Source organism: Actinosynnema sp. ALI-1.44 (genome assembly GCF_001984155.1).
Taxonomy (GTDB): Bacteria; Actinomycetota; Actinomycetes; order Mycobacteriales; family Pseudonocardiaceae; genus Kibdelosporangium.
This window is the reverse complement of the sequence record NZ_MTQO01000051.1, coordinates 384,861-399,652: the sequence shown is the minus strand read 5'-3', so window position 1 is coordinate 399,652 and position 14,792 is coordinate 384,861. Positions and strand designations below refer to the sequence as shown.

13 protein-coding genes and 1 pseudogene are annotated in these 14,792 nt (G+C 68.5%); 4 read left to right on the top strand and 10 right to left on the bottom strand.

Annotation, left to right across the window (positions count from 1 at the left end; translation table 11 throughout):
- Positions 1–2 precede the first annotated feature (2 nt).
- Both ALI144C_RS36950 and ALI144C_RS36945 read right to left on the bottom strand, forming a co-directional pair.
- On the bottom strand, positions 3–608 hold the full coding sequence (locus tag ALI144C_RS36950; RefSeq protein WP_076991855.1) for a flavodoxin family protein: 606 nt from the start codon (positions 606–608) through the stop codon (positions 3–5).
- A 187-nt stretch (positions 609–795) separates the two neighbouring features.
- Positions 796–2,016, bottom strand: coding sequence for an STAS domain-containing protein (locus ALI144C_RS36945; protein ID WP_076991854.1), 1,221 nt, complete (start codon positions 2,014–2,016; stop codon positions 796–798).
- Positions 2,017–2,201: 185 nt separating this feature from the next.
- On the opposite strand from ALI144C_RS36945, the gene ALI144C_RS36940 reads away from it, so the two are divergent.
- On the top strand, positions 2,202–3,077 hold the full coding sequence (locus tag ALI144C_RS36940; protein ID WP_076991853.1) for a MerR family transcriptional regulator: 876 nt from the start codon (positions 2,202–2,204) through the stop codon (positions 3,075–3,077).
- Here the strand turns inward: ALI144C_RS36940 and ALI144C_RS36935 are convergent.
- Positions 3,074–4,402, bottom strand: a complete 1,329-nt coding sequence (locus tag ALI144C_RS36935) for an NAD(P)/FAD-dependent oxidoreductase (RefSeq protein ID WP_076992057.1) — start codon at positions 4,400–4,402, stop codon at positions 3,074–3,076. The genes ALI144C_RS36940 and ALI144C_RS36935 overlap by 4 nt on opposite strands.
- Before the next feature lie 133 nt (positions 4,403–4,535).
- Here ALI144C_RS36935 and ALI144C_RS36930 point away from each other — a divergent pair, with 133 nt between their 5' ends.
- The gene (locus ALI144C_RS36930; protein ID WP_237774496.1) at positions 4,536–5,849 is read left to right on the top strand and encodes a sodium:proton exchanger; all 1,314 of its coding nucleotides are present in this window, start codon (positions 4,536–4,538) and stop codon (positions 5,847–5,849) included.
- Here ALI144C_RS36930 and ALI144C_RS36925 read toward each other — a convergent pair.
- On the bottom strand, positions 5,828–6,550 hold the full coding sequence (locus ALI144C_RS36925; protein WP_330359636.1) for a cation diffusion facilitator family transporter: 723 nt from the start codon (positions 6,548–6,550) through the stop codon (positions 5,828–5,830). The genes ALI144C_RS36930 and ALI144C_RS36925 overlap by 22 nt on opposite strands.
- A gap of 94 nt (positions 6,551–6,644) precedes the next feature.
- Positions 6,645–6,731, bottom strand: a pseudogene (locus tag ALI144C_RS58760) (hypothetical protein); the annotation flags it as partial.
- Between the two features lie 154 nt (positions 6,732–6,885).
- Between ALI144C_RS58760 and ALI144C_RS36920 the strand changes: the two are divergent.
- Positions 6,886–8,364: an MFS transporter gene (locus ALI144C_RS36920; protein WP_193441253.1), complete on the top strand. Its 1,479-nt coding sequence runs from the start codon at positions 6,886–6,888 to the stop codon at positions 8,362–8,364.
- A gap of 99 nt (positions 8,365–8,463) precedes the next feature.
- Here ALI144C_RS36920 and ALI144C_RS36915 read toward each other — a convergent pair whose 3' ends face one another.
- Entirely contained in the window at positions 8,464–10,086 is a 1,623-nt protein-coding gene (locus tag ALI144C_RS36915; protein WP_076992055.1) for a CocE/NonD family hydrolase, read from the bottom strand.
- Between the two features lie 695 nt (positions 10,087–10,781).
- Here ALI144C_RS36915 and ALI144C_RS36910 point away from each other — a divergent pair.
- Complete coding sequence (locus tag ALI144C_RS36910; RefSeq protein WP_076991851.1) at positions 10,782–11,273, top strand: DinB family protein; 492 nt, start codon at positions 10,782–10,784, stop codon at positions 11,271–11,273.
- 17 nt (positions 11,274–11,290) lie between these two features.
- Here ALI144C_RS36910 and ALI144C_RS36905 read toward each other — a convergent pair whose 3' ends face one another.
- Genes ALI144C_RS36905 through ALI144C_RS36890 form a run of 4 tightly spaced genes read right to left on the bottom strand, consistent with a single transcriptional unit; the run spans position 11,291 to position 14,724 of the window.
- Positions 11,291–12,265, bottom strand: coding sequence for a glycine betaine ABC transporter substrate-binding protein (locus tag ALI144C_RS36905; RefSeq protein WP_076991850.1), 975 nt, complete (start codon positions 12,263–12,265; stop codon positions 11,291–11,293).
- Between the two features lie 35 nt (positions 12,266–12,300).
- Positions 12,301–13,110 carry an ABC transporter permease gene (locus ALI144C_RS36900; RefSeq protein ID WP_076991849.1) on the bottom strand — a complete coding sequence of 270 codons (810 nt, stop codon included), beginning with the start codon at positions 13,108–13,110 and terminating at the stop codon, positions 12,301–12,303.
- Entirely contained in the window at positions 13,107–14,084 is a 978-nt protein-coding gene (locus tag ALI144C_RS36895; RefSeq protein ID WP_076991848.1) for an ABC transporter ATP-binding protein, read from the bottom strand. The genes ALI144C_RS36900 and ALI144C_RS36895 overlap by 4 nt, the downstream gene beginning before the upstream one ends.
- Positions 14,077–14,724, bottom strand: a complete 648-nt coding sequence (locus tag ALI144C_RS36890) for an ABC transporter permease (protein WP_076991847.1) — start codon at positions 14,722–14,724, stop codon at positions 14,077–14,079. The genes ALI144C_RS36895 and ALI144C_RS36890 overlap by 8 nt, the downstream gene beginning before the upstream one ends.
- Positions 14,725–14,792 lie beyond the last annotated feature (68 nt).

The following is a 14,792-nucleotide window of genomic DNA, read 5'->3' as shown; positions in this document are numbered from 1 at the left end:
GGCTACTTCGCTGGATATGCGTTGCTCCGCAGGAGTTGGGCGAGGTGTGCGGCGTTGCGGACAGCCATGGAGTTGGCCGACTTGACCGCGTCCGGTGTGTCGTCGAGGTCGTTGTAGTCGCCGCCCTGCATGGCCTCGCCGTTCCAGTAGGTACAGCCCTGCGCCGGGATGGTGAACCCGGTGTCGTTGAGGGCCTGGAACAGGTCGGCGACGATCTTGTGCGCGCCGTCCTCGTTGCCGACCACCGCGGCCAGCGCGACCTTGTCGAACAGAATCGGCCGGTCGGCGTCGTCGGTGTCCGACAACGCGGCGTCGAGCCGTTCGAGCACGCGCTGCGCGACGCTGGACATGTGGCCGACCCACGTCGGGGTGGACAGGATGAAGATGTCCGCGTCCAGGATCTTCTGCCGCAGGCGTGGCCATGCGTCGCCGTTGCCCATGTCGTTCTCGACCCCCGGCCGGACGTCGTGGTCGACCACGCGGACGATCTCGCCGCCCACGTCGTACGCGGACAGCTCGTCGAGCAGCTGACGGGCGATCAGTTCACTGCTGGACGACGCCGGGGACGGCTTGAGACTGCAGACGAACGCGACAGCTCGCAGTGCCATGAAGACCTCCTGGTCCGTGCTGGATCATCGGTTGTCACCTTCGACCGCGTACCCGAAAACGCACGGGCGAATCTTCTCGTCGTCCGTGACTGCCGGATACCCAGCGCACGCGGTCCTTTACCGTCCACATTGGTCGCTGCGCACGGCGGCGGGCGGGCTGGCACACACCACGGATGACCCTGACGTGTCAGCGTAATGCTGTCGCGCTGGTGTGGACGCGTTCCAACGCGTCACGAACCACTGTGTTGCTGTGCCAGTCGAGCCATGTCGCGACTTCCGTCGCGGCGTAATCCAACCGGGCGCATTGCAGGCGGGTGGGCACGTGGCCGACATCAGTGTGATAGGTGTTCACTACGCCGACACAGTGGTTGTCGCCCGTCAGCAACGGCATGCTGTGCATCGCCCGAATGCCTGCGCTGAGCAACGCGTGCCGTGCAGGCGAGTGGGACTCCGCGGCGATGTCGGTCACGACGACTTGTGCCGTTGTGTTGTGGGTAGGTGTGGGATCGTCCGCACCGGCAAGGTGGTTCACCAGCGAGGTCGACATGTTCGACGACAGTTCCAGGCGCAGGACGTTCGCCGGCTGCTCTACCAGGTACACGGCTGCTGCTTCTGGTCGCATGTACTCGGTGGCTGCCTTGAGCAGCGTGCCCACGACCGCACTGCGGTCACCTCGACGGTTGCGCCGCAGTTCGGTGAAGGACAGCGATGGCGCCGGTCTACGAGTCCGCCCGGGGAACCAAGTCGGTCCGTCCGGCGGCGCGGTGTGGAGCAGCGCGGTTGCCAACGTGTACATACGGAGGTGGTGGTGTTCCGCGCTGAGCCGCACGACCTCGCAGGCCATCTCGGGGTCCAGGCGATAACGCTCTTGCACGACACCCATGGCTCTCGCCACGACCAGCTTGGTTCGCGACGCGACCAGGAGCCCTTGGAGTTTCTGCCGCAAGGCGGTCACTTCGTCGGCGGATTCGTCGGTGTTTCGAGGCGTCTCCGGGAGACGGTCGTACTGTTTCCCGGAATCCGCGCAAGCTTCGAGCGCCAGCGGCAGGCTGTCGTGCAGGTGGAGGTTGGCGGCCGCGTGCGTCGCTTCGACCACACGTCGCACATGCGGAGTCGATTGCACGATCACCAGGTGGTGGCCTTGTCGTGCCAGCCGATCCGTGTGCTCGATCAACGTCCGGATGCCCCGTGCGCTCAGCAACGTGATGTCGCTGGTGTCGACCACGACGTGGTGCGCTTCGCTGGGCAGCCGGGTACGCAGGTAGTGGTCGAAGGTCCGGCTGCTGTCCGCGTCGACCTCCCCACGCACCCGCACCACCAGCACACCGCCGGAGCGCATCTCGGCGGTGATCCGGAGGTGTGACCTCGGGTGCGATATGCCGATCATGGACTGGCCTCCGCGGATCATGTCGACTCCTCAGCATCGTGTGCCGTAGGAGCCACGCTGCTGGACCCGCGCTCTCAACGTAACCGACAACAGGTGCGTCCGCACGATGAAACGACTCGGAATCGACGCACGTGCCGTCGGACGTTCATCTGCCTCGTAAAGGGCTACCCGGGGGTGTCGCCACGACGGTGAGGGGCAGGCTAGCGATGAGGCATCGGTCCACCCAAGCATCGTGGCCGACCGGCTGGGTGGCTCGCCGGCTCGGCATTTCACCGACGACCCTACGCACCTGGGACGCGCGGTACGGCATCGGCGCGTCGGACCGGGAACCCGGTCGTCACCGGCGCTACACCGCCGGAGACGTCGAACGCCTGCGGATCATGCAACGGCTCATCGCGGCGGGCACCAAACCCCGGGAGGCCGCTGACCTGGCCGTCGGCCGCGTGGTTCAGGCTGGCGACACCGCCGGTTCCGACCTGGTCGACAGCCTGAACCACGCGGCCGAGTCGCTCCGGACGGACATCATGGCCGACCTGCTCGACGCGTTCTTCCAGTCGCGAGGCGTGTGCGGTACATGGCACGACGTGCTTCGCCCTGTCGTCCGCGCTGTCGGTGCTCGGTCAGTGCACGACGCGCAGTGCCGCGACGTGGAATGGACGCTCGCGGAGTCGATCGCGACCGCGCTCGACCGCGTCATGCACACACACGCGGCTCCTGCGGATCGGCGCCCCGCGCTGCTGCTCTGTTGCCCGCAGGAACGCCATGCGCTCCCGTTGCGGGTGTTGGCCGCTGCTCTGCACGAACGATCCGTTCCCACGGCGTTCCTGGGTGACACGGTGCCCATTGACGCCGCTCTGGCGGCGGAACGCCGGCTGCGGCCCGCGACGGCCGTGTTGTGGGCCCTGCGGCGCGAGAACGCCTCGCACGACCTGGCACGTCGGTTGCACGATCGTCAGGTGCCGCTGATCCTGGCCGGGCCGGGGTGGCAGGACGGCTCGGACGTCCCCGCGCGTGTCGTCGACGACCTTGACGCCGCACTTGGCTTCGTCAAAGCCGCTGTCGACGAGCCGCGGACGGCCTAGCCACGTCCTGCTGGAGTCGGCTCTGGGGCCTTGTCGGCGTCGGCGATGGTGGCTCGCTGCGGCGGTACGAAGCCGAACTGCACGACCTGACGCCGTGCCACCAGGTCCACTGCCCATTCCACGGCCACGCGCAGCCGGTTGGCAGGCAACGCCAACAGGTGATAGCCGCGGGTGATCACCTTGGCAGGCCAGCCGCGCAGCGGCACGTGCAACGGGTCAGCCACCGCTTGCCCCGCGGCGAGATCGACCACGAACCCGAGGTCCCGGTGCCGATACAGCCGCGGCTTCCCGTGGCCCAGTGCCGCCGCGATGTTGAGCGCCGCGACCCGGCCCTGGCGTTGAGCGTGCTGAGCGGTCATCGGGCACAGCTCGCCCGGATGGAACGCATCGGAAACGGCAGCCACGTCACCGGCGGCGTACACCCCTGGCGGTCCAGGCACGCGCAGGTGACCGGTGACGGCGAGCCTGCCTTTCCGGTCCGGCAGGTCCAGTGCCTCGACAAGCGGGTCGGGGCGGACACCGACGCACCACACCACGGTCCGGCTGGGGATCTCGCTGCCGTCTTCCAAGCGGACACAGGTCTCGGTGATCTCCGCGACGCTGGTTCCCAGTCGTACGTCGACGCCACGGTCGCGGAGCACGCGTTCGGCCGGCCCGGACAACCGCTTGTTCAAGCCCGGCAGGACGCGCGGCGCGATGTCCACCAGGATCCAGCGGACGTCCCGCTCGGTCAGCGTCCTGCGGTCGCGCAGCGCCTCCCTGGTGAGCTGGTGGCCCTGTGCGACCAGCTCGGTGCCCGTGTACCCGGCGCCGACCACCACGAACGTGGCGCGAGCGGCCCGTTCGGCGGGATCGTCGGTCTGCTCGGCGAGTTCGAGTTGCCGCAACACGTGGTCACGGACAAAGATGCCTTCGGCCACCGACTTGAATCCGATCGCGTGCTCGGCCACCCCGGGGATGGACAACAGCCGCGTCACGCTACCCACGGTGAGCACGAGGTAGTCCCACTCCAGCACGTGCGAGTGACCTTCGACGTCAACCACCGTGCAGGTGCGGGCGTCCGTGTCCACAGCGGTCGCGTGGCCCTGCACGAGACGGGTCCGGGACAGCTTGCTACGCAGCGGGACCGCCACTCGACGGGGGTCGAGCGTGCCACCCGCGACCTCCGGCAGCAGCGGGACGTACAGCATGTAGTCGGTGGGATTCACCGCGACCAGGTCGGCCGCGTCGGCGGGGAGGCGTCGTTCCAGTGTGCGCAGACAGTGGTAGCCCGCGAATCCGGTGCCGACCACGACGATCCGGGGACGACGGCCTGTGCTTGTCAATGAACCCACCTCGATACCTTGTGGAGCCGGTCCGCAGAGGCCTACCCGCTGTGAGCTCCGCGTACACGGTTTCGCGGTGCCGGTTGCGGGCACTCCCCCACAGACCGGTTGTCGTCGGGTGAAGGGGTACCGGGTGCTCGGGAACACTCCCGTCCAACTTCCTCTTGCCGTCGGTGCCGCGCTGGCCGGTACCTACCTCGGGATCGCCGACTACCTGGCGTTGCCCCATCCCGAGTTGCCCCCGGCGCTGGCCGCGTTGGTGTTCGGCGCGGCCATCGTGGGCGCGGCGTTCCTGTTGTCCTGGGCCGCCGAGGCGGCGCAAGTGGACATCTCAGCGGGACTGGCCATCGCGTTGCTGGCGATCGTCGCGGTGTTGCCGGAGTACGCCGTCGACCTGGTTTTCACCTACGACGCGGGCCAGGTGTTCGCCAACCAGGGGCACTGTCCCGCCGGTGGCGACAATCCGTGTTCGCTGGCGTTGGCGAACATGACCGGGGCGAACCGGATTCTCGTCGGCTTCGGCTGGCCGCTGGTGGTTCTGGTGGCCGGTATCGCCGCCGCGCGAGCGAAGTCGCGCACTCCGAGGCCCGGACGGGTGGAGTTCCAGCCCGCGATCTCGGTGGAGCTGGCGTTCCTGGGTATCGCCACGCTGTACTCCCTGACGTTGCCGCTCCGCAGTTCCCTGACGCTCGTCGACGCCGTCGTGTTCGTGGGGATCTTCGCCGCGTACGGGTGGCGCCTGGCCCAGGCGCCTCCCGAGGAGCCGAACCTGATCGGCGTCGCGGACTGGGTCGGCCGCAAGGCCACCAGGGCCCGGCGGGGTTTCGTCATCGGCATGTTCGCCGTCGCGGGTCTGATCATCCTGGCCAGCGCGGAACACTTCGCCGAAAGCCTGGTGAGCACCGGCGAGCAGCTCGGCGTCGACAAGTTCCTCCTGGTCCAGTGGGTGGCGCCGCTGGCCAGTGAGTCCCCCGAGCTGATCGTGGCCTGCCTGTACGCCGCGCGCCTCGCGGCCTCGCAGTCCCTGGCGACGTTGCTGTCCAGCAAGGTCAACCAGTGGACACTGCTGGTCGGCACGATCCCGGTGGTGTTCGCGGTGTCCTCGGGCACGGTCAGCGGGCTGCCGATCGACGGACACCAGCGGCTGGAGTTGCTGCTCACCGCCGCCCAGTCGTTGTTCGCCGTCAGCATCCTGCTCGACCGCGTGCTCACCGGCCTGGCAGCGGGTGTCCTGTTCGGACTCTTCGCCGTGCAGTTCACGGCCAGCCTGGTGCTGTCGGGCGACGCGAACCGGTGGGTCATCGTCGGGTTGTCCGCGCTCTACATCGTGCTCGCGCTTGTCCGGCTGACGCTGCGTTACCGGGATACCGGCCGGACGGTCAAGGACGGCCTCGTGACGCCGTTCGACAGGCTCAGCGGTCTGAGTCACTCGTCCGCCAACACCTGACCGTACCGACGCAACACCCGGTCGCGCAGGTCCTGGTCGGTCCGGGGAACCGGTTGGATGAAGATCTCGTCAAGGTCCCCGAACTCGGCCCGCAGGTCGTCGTCGATCCGGACACAGGCATGCTCGATGTCCCCTGCCGTGTAGGTGTCCACGAAATCGACCCGCGCGCAGAGCAGCACGCGATCGGTCCCGGTCATCATGGTCAACAGGTCCACGACGTCGTCGATCTCCGGCTGCTGTTCGAGGCGTTGCTCGATCGCCCGGATCATCCGCGTGTCGGCCTGCCTGCCCAGCAGCAGGCGCTTGCTCGTCCGGGCGAGCAGCACGGCGACGCACGCCAGCAGCAGTCCGATCAGGACGGACGCGATCCCGTCCCACACAGCCGATCCGGTCACCTGGTGCAGCGCGACACCCGCGGCGGCGAGCAGAACGCCGATCACGGCCGCGCTGTCCTCGGTGAACACCGCGCGTGGCGTCGGGTCGTCGCTGGCCGCCAGTTGTTGCCGGACCGATCGCCGGTGGTCTGTCGCGTCCTGCCTGACCTGCCGCGTCGCCTGCAACAGCGAAGTGCCTTCCATCAGCAGGGCAATCCCGAGCACGAGGTAGTTCACCCACGCGTACTCGACCTGCCCGCCACCGGCGGTGATCGTGTGGATGCCTTCGTACGTCGAGAACGCCGCGCCGGAGGCGAGAATCCCCATCGCGGCGAGCAGCGACCAGAAGGAAGTAGCGTTCCTTGCCGTACCCGAAGGGGTAGCGCCGATCCGCGGGCCGCTGCGACCGGCGGACCGCGGCCAGCAGCAGGACCTGGGTCGACACGTCACCGACCGAGTGCGCGGCCTCGGACAACAGGGCGCCGGAGCCGGACAGCAGCCCGGCCACGAGCTTCGCGATGCCGACGCCCAGGTTCGCCGCCAACGCGACCAGAACGGTGATCAGGCTGCGGTCGTCCTTGCCCACCCCAACGGGTACCCGCGCGGCGCGCGCCGCAACCAGTAAGACGTTTCAGCCGACGGGGGTGTGGCAATTCGGGGACATGACACAGACTTCGGCCGGTCGATCGCAGGACACCGTCACCACGGACGTCCCGGCCAGGATGGACCGGCTGCCGTGGGCCCGGTGGCACTGGCTGGTGCTGGCCGGACTCGGCACGGTGTGGATTCTCGACGGACTCGAAGTCACCATCGTCGGGGCGTTGGCCGAGCGGCTCACCGAGCCCGACAGCGGCCTGGCCCTGACTGACGCCCAGGTCGGTCTGGCCGCGTCGATGTACGTCGCGGGCGCGGTGGTCGGCTCGCTGGTGTTCGGTTATCTCACCGACCGGCTGGGCCGCAAGAAGCTGTTCCTCCTCACGCTCGGGCTCTACCTGGCGGCGACGACCGCCACCGCGTTCTCGTTCGACGTCTGGTTCTTCGTCGCGATGCGGTTCCTGACCGGCGCCGGGATCGGCGGCGAGTACGCCGCGATCAACTCGGCCATCGACGAACTCGTGCCCGCCCGGCTGCGGGCGACGGTGTCGTTGGCGGTCAACGGTTCGTACTGGGGCGGTGCCGCCGTCGGCGCCGCGCTCACGTTGGTGTTGCTCGACCCAGCGGTGTTCTCCGCCGATGTCGGGTGGCGCATCGCGTTCGGGCTCGGCGCGGTACTGGGGCTGGTCATCCTGCTCGTCCGCCGCAACCTCCCGGAGAGTCCGCGCTGGCTCTACACCCACGGCCACAACGAAGCCGCCGAGGAACTCGTCGGCTCGATCGAACGCAAGATCGAACAGGACACCGGGCGCCCGCTGGACCCCGTCCACGACACGCTGAAAGTGCGCCAGCGGCACAGCACCGGATTCGGCGAGATCGCCAGGACCGTGCTGCGCACCTATCCCCGGCGCACGCTGCTCGGCCTGGCGCTCTTCGTCGGACAGGCATTCCTGTACAACGCCGTGTACTTCACCTTCGCGCTGGTGCTCGCCACGTTCTTCGGTGTCCCCAGCGCGCAGTCCGGCCTGTACCTGATCCCCTTGGCGTTGGGCAGTCTGATCGGGCCGCTCGTGCTCGGTCGCCTGTTCGACAGCATCGGACGCCGCACGATGATCAGCGTCAGCTATCTGGGCTCCGGTGTGCTGTTGCTCGGCACCGCGTGGCTGTTCTCGGCCGGTGCGCTGTCCGCGTGGACGCTGGCGATCGCGTGGGCGGTCATCTTCTTCTTCGCCTCATCCGGGGCGAGCGCGGCATACCTGACGGTGTCGGAGATCTTCCCGATGGAGATCCGCGCGATGTGCATCGCCCTGTTCTACGCCGTCGGCACCGGCCTCGGCGGCATCATCGGACCGCTGCTGTTCGGTGCCCTGGTCGAAAGCGGCAGTCCCGGCAACGTCGCGATCGGCTACGTCATCGGCGCGGGTGTGATGATCGTCGGCGGTGTCGCCGAACTCGTGCTGGGTGTGGAAGCCGCACGGCGCTCACTGGAGGACGTGGCCACTCCCCTGTCGGCGCAAGGAGACGTGTCCAGCCGTAGCGGGACATGAGGTTCACCGTCGGGCCGTTCGCTGCTGAAGGATGTCTTCGAGCACGGCGCGCACCGGGATCGTGGCTCGCTCGCATCACCGGCGAACTCCCCGGACCGGTCAGCCGCCGAACACCGGAAGGGTGATCCTGGACGACCGCGCGGGGTCGTGGAAGACCTCGAACCGCACGGGTTTCCCGTCCACCGCGGTGAACGTCGGCTCGTCGGTGCCATGGTTGCGGGCGAAGCGGGGGAACGCTCCACCCGCCACCTGCACCCGCAGCCGGTGCCCGCGCCGGAACCGGTAGGCGGTGGGGTCGAGCCGGACCTCGGCCGCGACCACACCGTCCTCGTCGGACTCCGGGATTCCCGGTCGCAGGCGGAGGATGCCGTCGGTGACGTTGCGGGAGACCCCGTGCCGGTCCACATCGCACAGGCGGACGAACACGTCGCCGTGGCCGAGGTCGGTCCGGACGTGCACGAGCGCGGAGACCTCTCCGATGACGTCGAGGTCGTCGACCAGCGGGTCACCGGTGAAGAGCAGGACGTCCCTGCGTTGCTCGACGAGCTTGTTGTCGCGCTGTTTCCGCACGCCGGAAAGGAGCGGGCCGCCGACGGTCGGCGTCGGATCAGCCGGGTCGAAGGTGAACGTGCCCGGCTTCGACTCCACCGGCCCGGCAGGGGAAAGCCCACCGGGGCGCAGGAAGTACGGCGTGGATACGGACTTCGGCGGCCAGCTGTCGAAGTCCAGCCAGCGCCCGGCGCCCTGGAGGTACAGGCGCACGGGAGCCTGGCGCAGCTGCGCGGTGTCGCCGAGCAGATGGGCGGACAGGAAGCCGATCTGGTCGCGCACCAGGATCCTGAGACTGGCGGGCTCGCCGTGCGCCCATGGGCCGATGGTGATCCGCGGCGCACGCCCGGCGGCGGCCAGTTCCTTGAAGTCGCGCAGTTGGGCGGAGATGAACAGGTCGTACCAGCCGGTCACCATCGACACCGGCGTCGTCAGCCCGGCCACCCGCGCGCTGTGATCCGACGGCGCCCAGAAGTCGTCACCGGGCTCGGCGTGTGCGGAAACGTCCTGCAGGAACCGCACCTGCTTGCCGATCGCGGCGACGTCCGCGCCGGACACCGGCAGGTGCGCCATGGCCGCGCGGGTCTTCTTCGTCTGCCACGGGTTCGGCACCCCCGCGAACCGGCCTTCCTGACGTCCGATCAGCGCCGACCACGAGACCATGTTGTCGACCGCGAGGATCCCGCCCGGATAGAACGTCGAGACGAACTCCGACGCGGTGATCGCGAGACACAGCGCCTCGAGCGGCTCGTCGAGATACGGCGCGACCGACCACTGCGTGTGCCCGAGGTAGCTCGCACCCGCCGTCGCGACCCGGCCGTCACACCACGGCTGCGCGCGCAGCCAGGCGACGGTGTCGAGGCCGTCTTCCCTCTCCAGGTGGAACGGCCGGAACTCGCCACCGGAACCGAAGGTACCGCGCGTGCTCTGCAGGACCGTCTGCAACCCGTGCCGCGCGAACGTCTCCCCGAAGATCCTGCCCATCAGGCCCTTGCGGCCGTACGGCGTGCGGATCAGCACCACCGGGCGCGGCGTGTCCCCGGGGACGGCGTAGCGATCGGCCAGCAGCCGGACACCGTCGGACATCGAGACGGGGATCGCCTTGGTCACCGAGGGGGCGGGACCTTCGGCCGGGGGAAGCCCCAGGACCCTGTCGAGCAGCCGGTCGAGCACGCCTGAGCCGCCTTTCACGCGGATGATCACCTGCCGCCCGTGGCCACGCCACGTCGCAGTCCGTCAGGGAGATTGTTCATCGACTGCGCCCAGGGCGCGAGCGGGGCCGATCACCTCAGCGCGTAGCGGTTCGCGGATGGCTTGCACTGCGCGAACCGTGGTCGTCCCGCAGCGAGCGACAGGCAGATCCGGAGCAGGCAGACGCCAACTATGACCAGGATCGGCACCGACCACGCCCCTGTGGTCTCCCGCAGCAGGCCCAGCAGAAACGGTAGGTCGTCGCCGGACGCAGGTCGCGCACGGTGAGCTCGTATCCGGCGACTTCGCGCTGCACGCGTGACCCTGTCCGGTCGCTCTCCGGCCACCAGGCCACGCTGAACGCGTCCGCGGCACCTGCCGCAGGGCCGGTGTTCTGAAACCCTTCTGGGTGGAGGCGTGCACGCTGGACGTCGCCGTGCTCGGCCCTCAGGCCACGGCCGCCTTCGTCGACCGGCAAGTGGACGTCATCGACGGCAACCCGCCACGGTGCTCACCAGGCAGCAGCGGCTGCGGTGGTGGCGGCGGAGGACGTGGAATCCGCTGAGCAGGGACGGTTGACCGCGTTCTCACTCCCGGTGGGACACGGATCGTCCACGGGGCCCGCCGGTTGCTCGTGTCCCGGTCACCGTCCAGAATGATCAAATGGAGCAGAACTCGTGACCACCACCAGGATCACCGACGGCAACGAACGAGCGATCATCGAGAACATGCTCGATCGCAACCGTGAAGCCCTGATCGCGACCGTGCGTGACCTGTCCGAAGCCGACGCCCGCCGCAGGCTCGTCCCGTCGCTGACGACACCCATCTCGTTGATCAAGCACGCCGCGGCGGCCGAACGGATCTGGTTCCAACGGTTCTGGGCGGATCTGGACGAGTCCGAATGCGACGGGTACTCCGCGCGCGACGAGGGCACCTTCACCGTCACCGACGACGAAAGCCTGGCTGACGTGATCGCGGAGTTCGAGCGCGCGAGCCAACGATCACGCGAGATCGCCGCCCGCTTCGACCTCGACGACACCAAGGACAATCCCCGCGAGGGAACAGTCAGCATGCGGTGGACCCTGCTCGCCATGATCGAGGAGTTCGCGCGGCACGCGGGTCACGGCGACATCCTCCGCGAGCAGATCGACCACCAAGCCAAGCCGTGACGCGGTCGACTGCCCTGTCAGGAAATGAAGCCCTCGGACTTCAACCACTCGGTGGCGACGGCCGCGGGTTTGACCCCTTCGACGCTGACCTTCTTGTTCAGCCCGGTGAGCACCTTGGTGTCGAGTTTCCCCGCGATCGAGTCGAAGACCTGCTCCAGCTGCGGGTACTGCTTGGCCACCGATGAGCGGATCGTGATGGCCGGGTTGTAGACGGGGAAGAACTTCTTGTCGTCCTCCAGTGGAGTCAGGTTCTGCGCCGGGACCCGGCCGTCGGTCGTGGCGACCTCACCGAAGTTGCACGTGCCGCCCTTGCCTGCCGTCGGGTAGATCACCGCGTCGTTGAGCAGGTGGATCTGCGCGTCCGGCAGGGTGAAGTCGTAGGCCTTCTGCAGCCCGGGAAACCCGTCGTCGCGGCTCTTGAACTCCGGTCCGATGCAGGTGGACGCGGCCGCGGGATCCCGCTTGGCCAGCGCCGCGTAGTCCGACAGGGTCTTCGTGCCGTACTTCGTCAGCGCTTCCTGGTTGACCGCGATCGCGTAGGTGTCGTTCGCGGGCGAGCGCGCCCACCAGACGATCTCGTTCGCCGCATCGCCCTGCTTCACCGCGTCGTACTGTGCCTGGGCGTCCGGGATCGGCTTGGTGTTCTTGAGATAGGTGACCCAGGCGGTTCCGGTGTACTCCCAGTAGAGGTCGACGGCGCCGCTGGTCAACGCCTGCCGGACGTTGGCGGAACCGGTGATGTTGGTCTTGTCCTCCGGATCCGCGCCCGCCGCCCGCAACGCGACGATGGCGATCTGGCCGAGCAGCAGCTGTTCGTCGAACTCCTTCGAGCTGACCCTGATCTTGGCGCCCGCCAGTGCGTCGATCTTCTTGATCGACCCCGCGCCGACCGCCGTCTTGTCCGGCGCCGTCTCGATCGTGCACCCGGTGGCGACGGTGGCCGCCATGACGAGCGCGAGCGCCGCCGCCAACGGGCGTCGAGTGATGTGCATGTGACTCGTCCTCCTGGTGTCGGTCGAACCGGTTATCAAATTCCCCTCGGCCGCAGTACCTCCTCCGCGACGAGCCCCAGCCAGTCGGCGAAGAGGGCCAGAGCGGCAACGATGATCCCGTAGGTGACGCTCAGGACCGGCCGGTCAAGCCCGATGCCCGCGACGAGCCCGCCGCCGAGGCCGCCCCCGCCGACGAAGGTCGCGAGCGTCGCGCTGGCGAAGGTGAGCACCAGTGCGGTGCGGATCCCGGCGAGGATCACCGGGACGGCCAGCGGCAGCTCGATCCGGGCGAGCACGGCCAGCTTCGACATCCCCATACCCCGTGCCGATTCGATGATCGTCCGGTCCACGCCCTCCAGCCCGACGATCGTGTTGCGCAGCACGGGCAGTACCGCGTAGACGACGAGCGCCACCACCACGGTCGTGACTCCGGTCCCCATCCACAGCGCCAGGAGCACGACCAGTCCGATGGACGGGACCGACTGGCCGAGGTTGCCCAGCCCCAGTCCCACGGGCTTGATCCAGCGAGCCCCGGGGCGCGTGATCAGAACACCGATCGGGACGGCGATGACGATCGTGCAGACGGTCGAGATGATCGACAGCCGTACGTGCTCGAGCAACTCACGGGTGAGTTCGTCGGCGTTGAGGTAGCGCGCCTCGATGGAGTCGGCCGGAAGTCCCCGCACGACAAGGTAAAGCGTGACCATGGCGACCGCGATCAGGATCGGCCGGATCACCAGTCCGCGCAGGCCCGCGCGCGTCCGCCCGGCGACCGGCGGTGCGGTGCCCGGTGCCGCGCCCGCGTCGAAGTCGCCAGGGTCCCGGTTCGGATCGACGGCGGTCATGCCTGGCCGTCCGTCTGGGTAACCGGGCGGAGCACAGCCTTCAGGTGCGCGAGGTCCAGGACGCCGAGAGCACGCCCGTCCTCGGTGACCAGCACGGTGTCGCTGCTCTGGCCAAGCATGATGTTCAGCGCGTCGCGCAATGTCGCGTCCGCCGGGATGGTGGGCAACTGGCCCGCGTCGCTGGGCGCCGGGGCGAGGTCGGCGTCGCGCACCCGCATCAACGCGAGCTGCTTGAGGTGCCCGCCCGCACCGATGAAGCTTTCGACGTACTCGTCGGCAGGCGCGGCGAGAATCGCCTCTGGGGTGTCGTACTGGGCGATGACCGACCTCGGGCGCAACACCGCGATCCGGTCACCGAGCTTGAGCGCCTCGTCGAAGTCGTGCGTGACGAACACGATCGTCTTGCGCAGTTCGCGTTGCAGGCGCAGGAACTCGTTCTGCAACCGCTCGCGGGTGATCGGGTCGGTGGCGCCGAACGGCTCGTCCATCAGCATCACAGGCGGATCCGCGGCCAGCGCACGCGCCACACCCACCCGCTGCTGCTGGCCGCCGGACAGCTCGCGCGGGTAGCGGCGGGCGTAGTCGGCCGGTAGACCGACGAGTTCGAGCAGCTCACCCACCCGCGCGGTGATGCGCTTGCGATCCCAGCCCAGCATCCGCGGCACGGTGGCGATGTTGTCGGTCACGCGCATGTGCGGGAACAGGCCGATGTGCTGGATGACGTACCCGATGTTGCGGCGGTGCTCGTCCACGTCGAGGGTGAGGATGTCGGTGCCGCCGATGGTGATCCGACCCGAGGTGGGCTCGATCAGCCTGTTGATCATCTTCATCGTCGTGCTCTTGCCGCAGCCGGACGGGCCGACGAGCACCACGATCTCGCCCGCCGGGATCCGCATCGTGACCCCGTCCACCGCCGGGCTCGGCTGACCTGCGTAGAGCTTGCTGACGTCCTCGAGCTCGATCGTCTCAGCCACGGATCCCCCTCGATGTCGTCAGCCTGCCGACCAGCCCGAACGCCAGGTCGAACAGCAACGCGAGCACAACGATGCCGAGCGTCCCGACCAGCACCTGGTTCAACGAGTTCGCCGCACCGAAGCGGCCGAGACCGTCGAAGATCTGGTTGCCCAGGCCCGGTCCCTTCACGTAGGCGCCGATGGCCGCGATGCCGATCGTCATCTGCGTCGACACCCGCACCCCGGACAGGATGACCGGCCACGCCAACGGCAGACGCACGCGCCACAACAACCGGGACCTGCCCATACCCATCCCCTGCCCCGCTTCGACAACAGCCCTGTCGACGCCGCGCAGCCCGACGATCGTGTTGCGGATGATCGGCAGCAGCGCGTACGCCACGAGCGCGATCAGGACGTTCGTCGTCCCGAGACCGACGAGGGCGATGAGGATGCCGAGCAACGCGATCGAGGGGATCGTCAGGAACGACGCCGTGGTCGTGGTCACCAGCGCCGCCAAGGCGACTCGTCGATAGGTGAGCACACCGACGGCCACCCCGATCAGCACGGCGATCAGCATCGCGACGAGAGTCAGGTTGGCGTGCCGGACCGCGTCGTTGTAGATCTCGACCAGGTTGTCGCTGACGTACTCTGCCAGGCTCAAGCGAGCACTCCTCGACTCGGCGGGCGCATCAGGCGTGCCCACAGTACCAATCACGGAGCCTGTTCGTG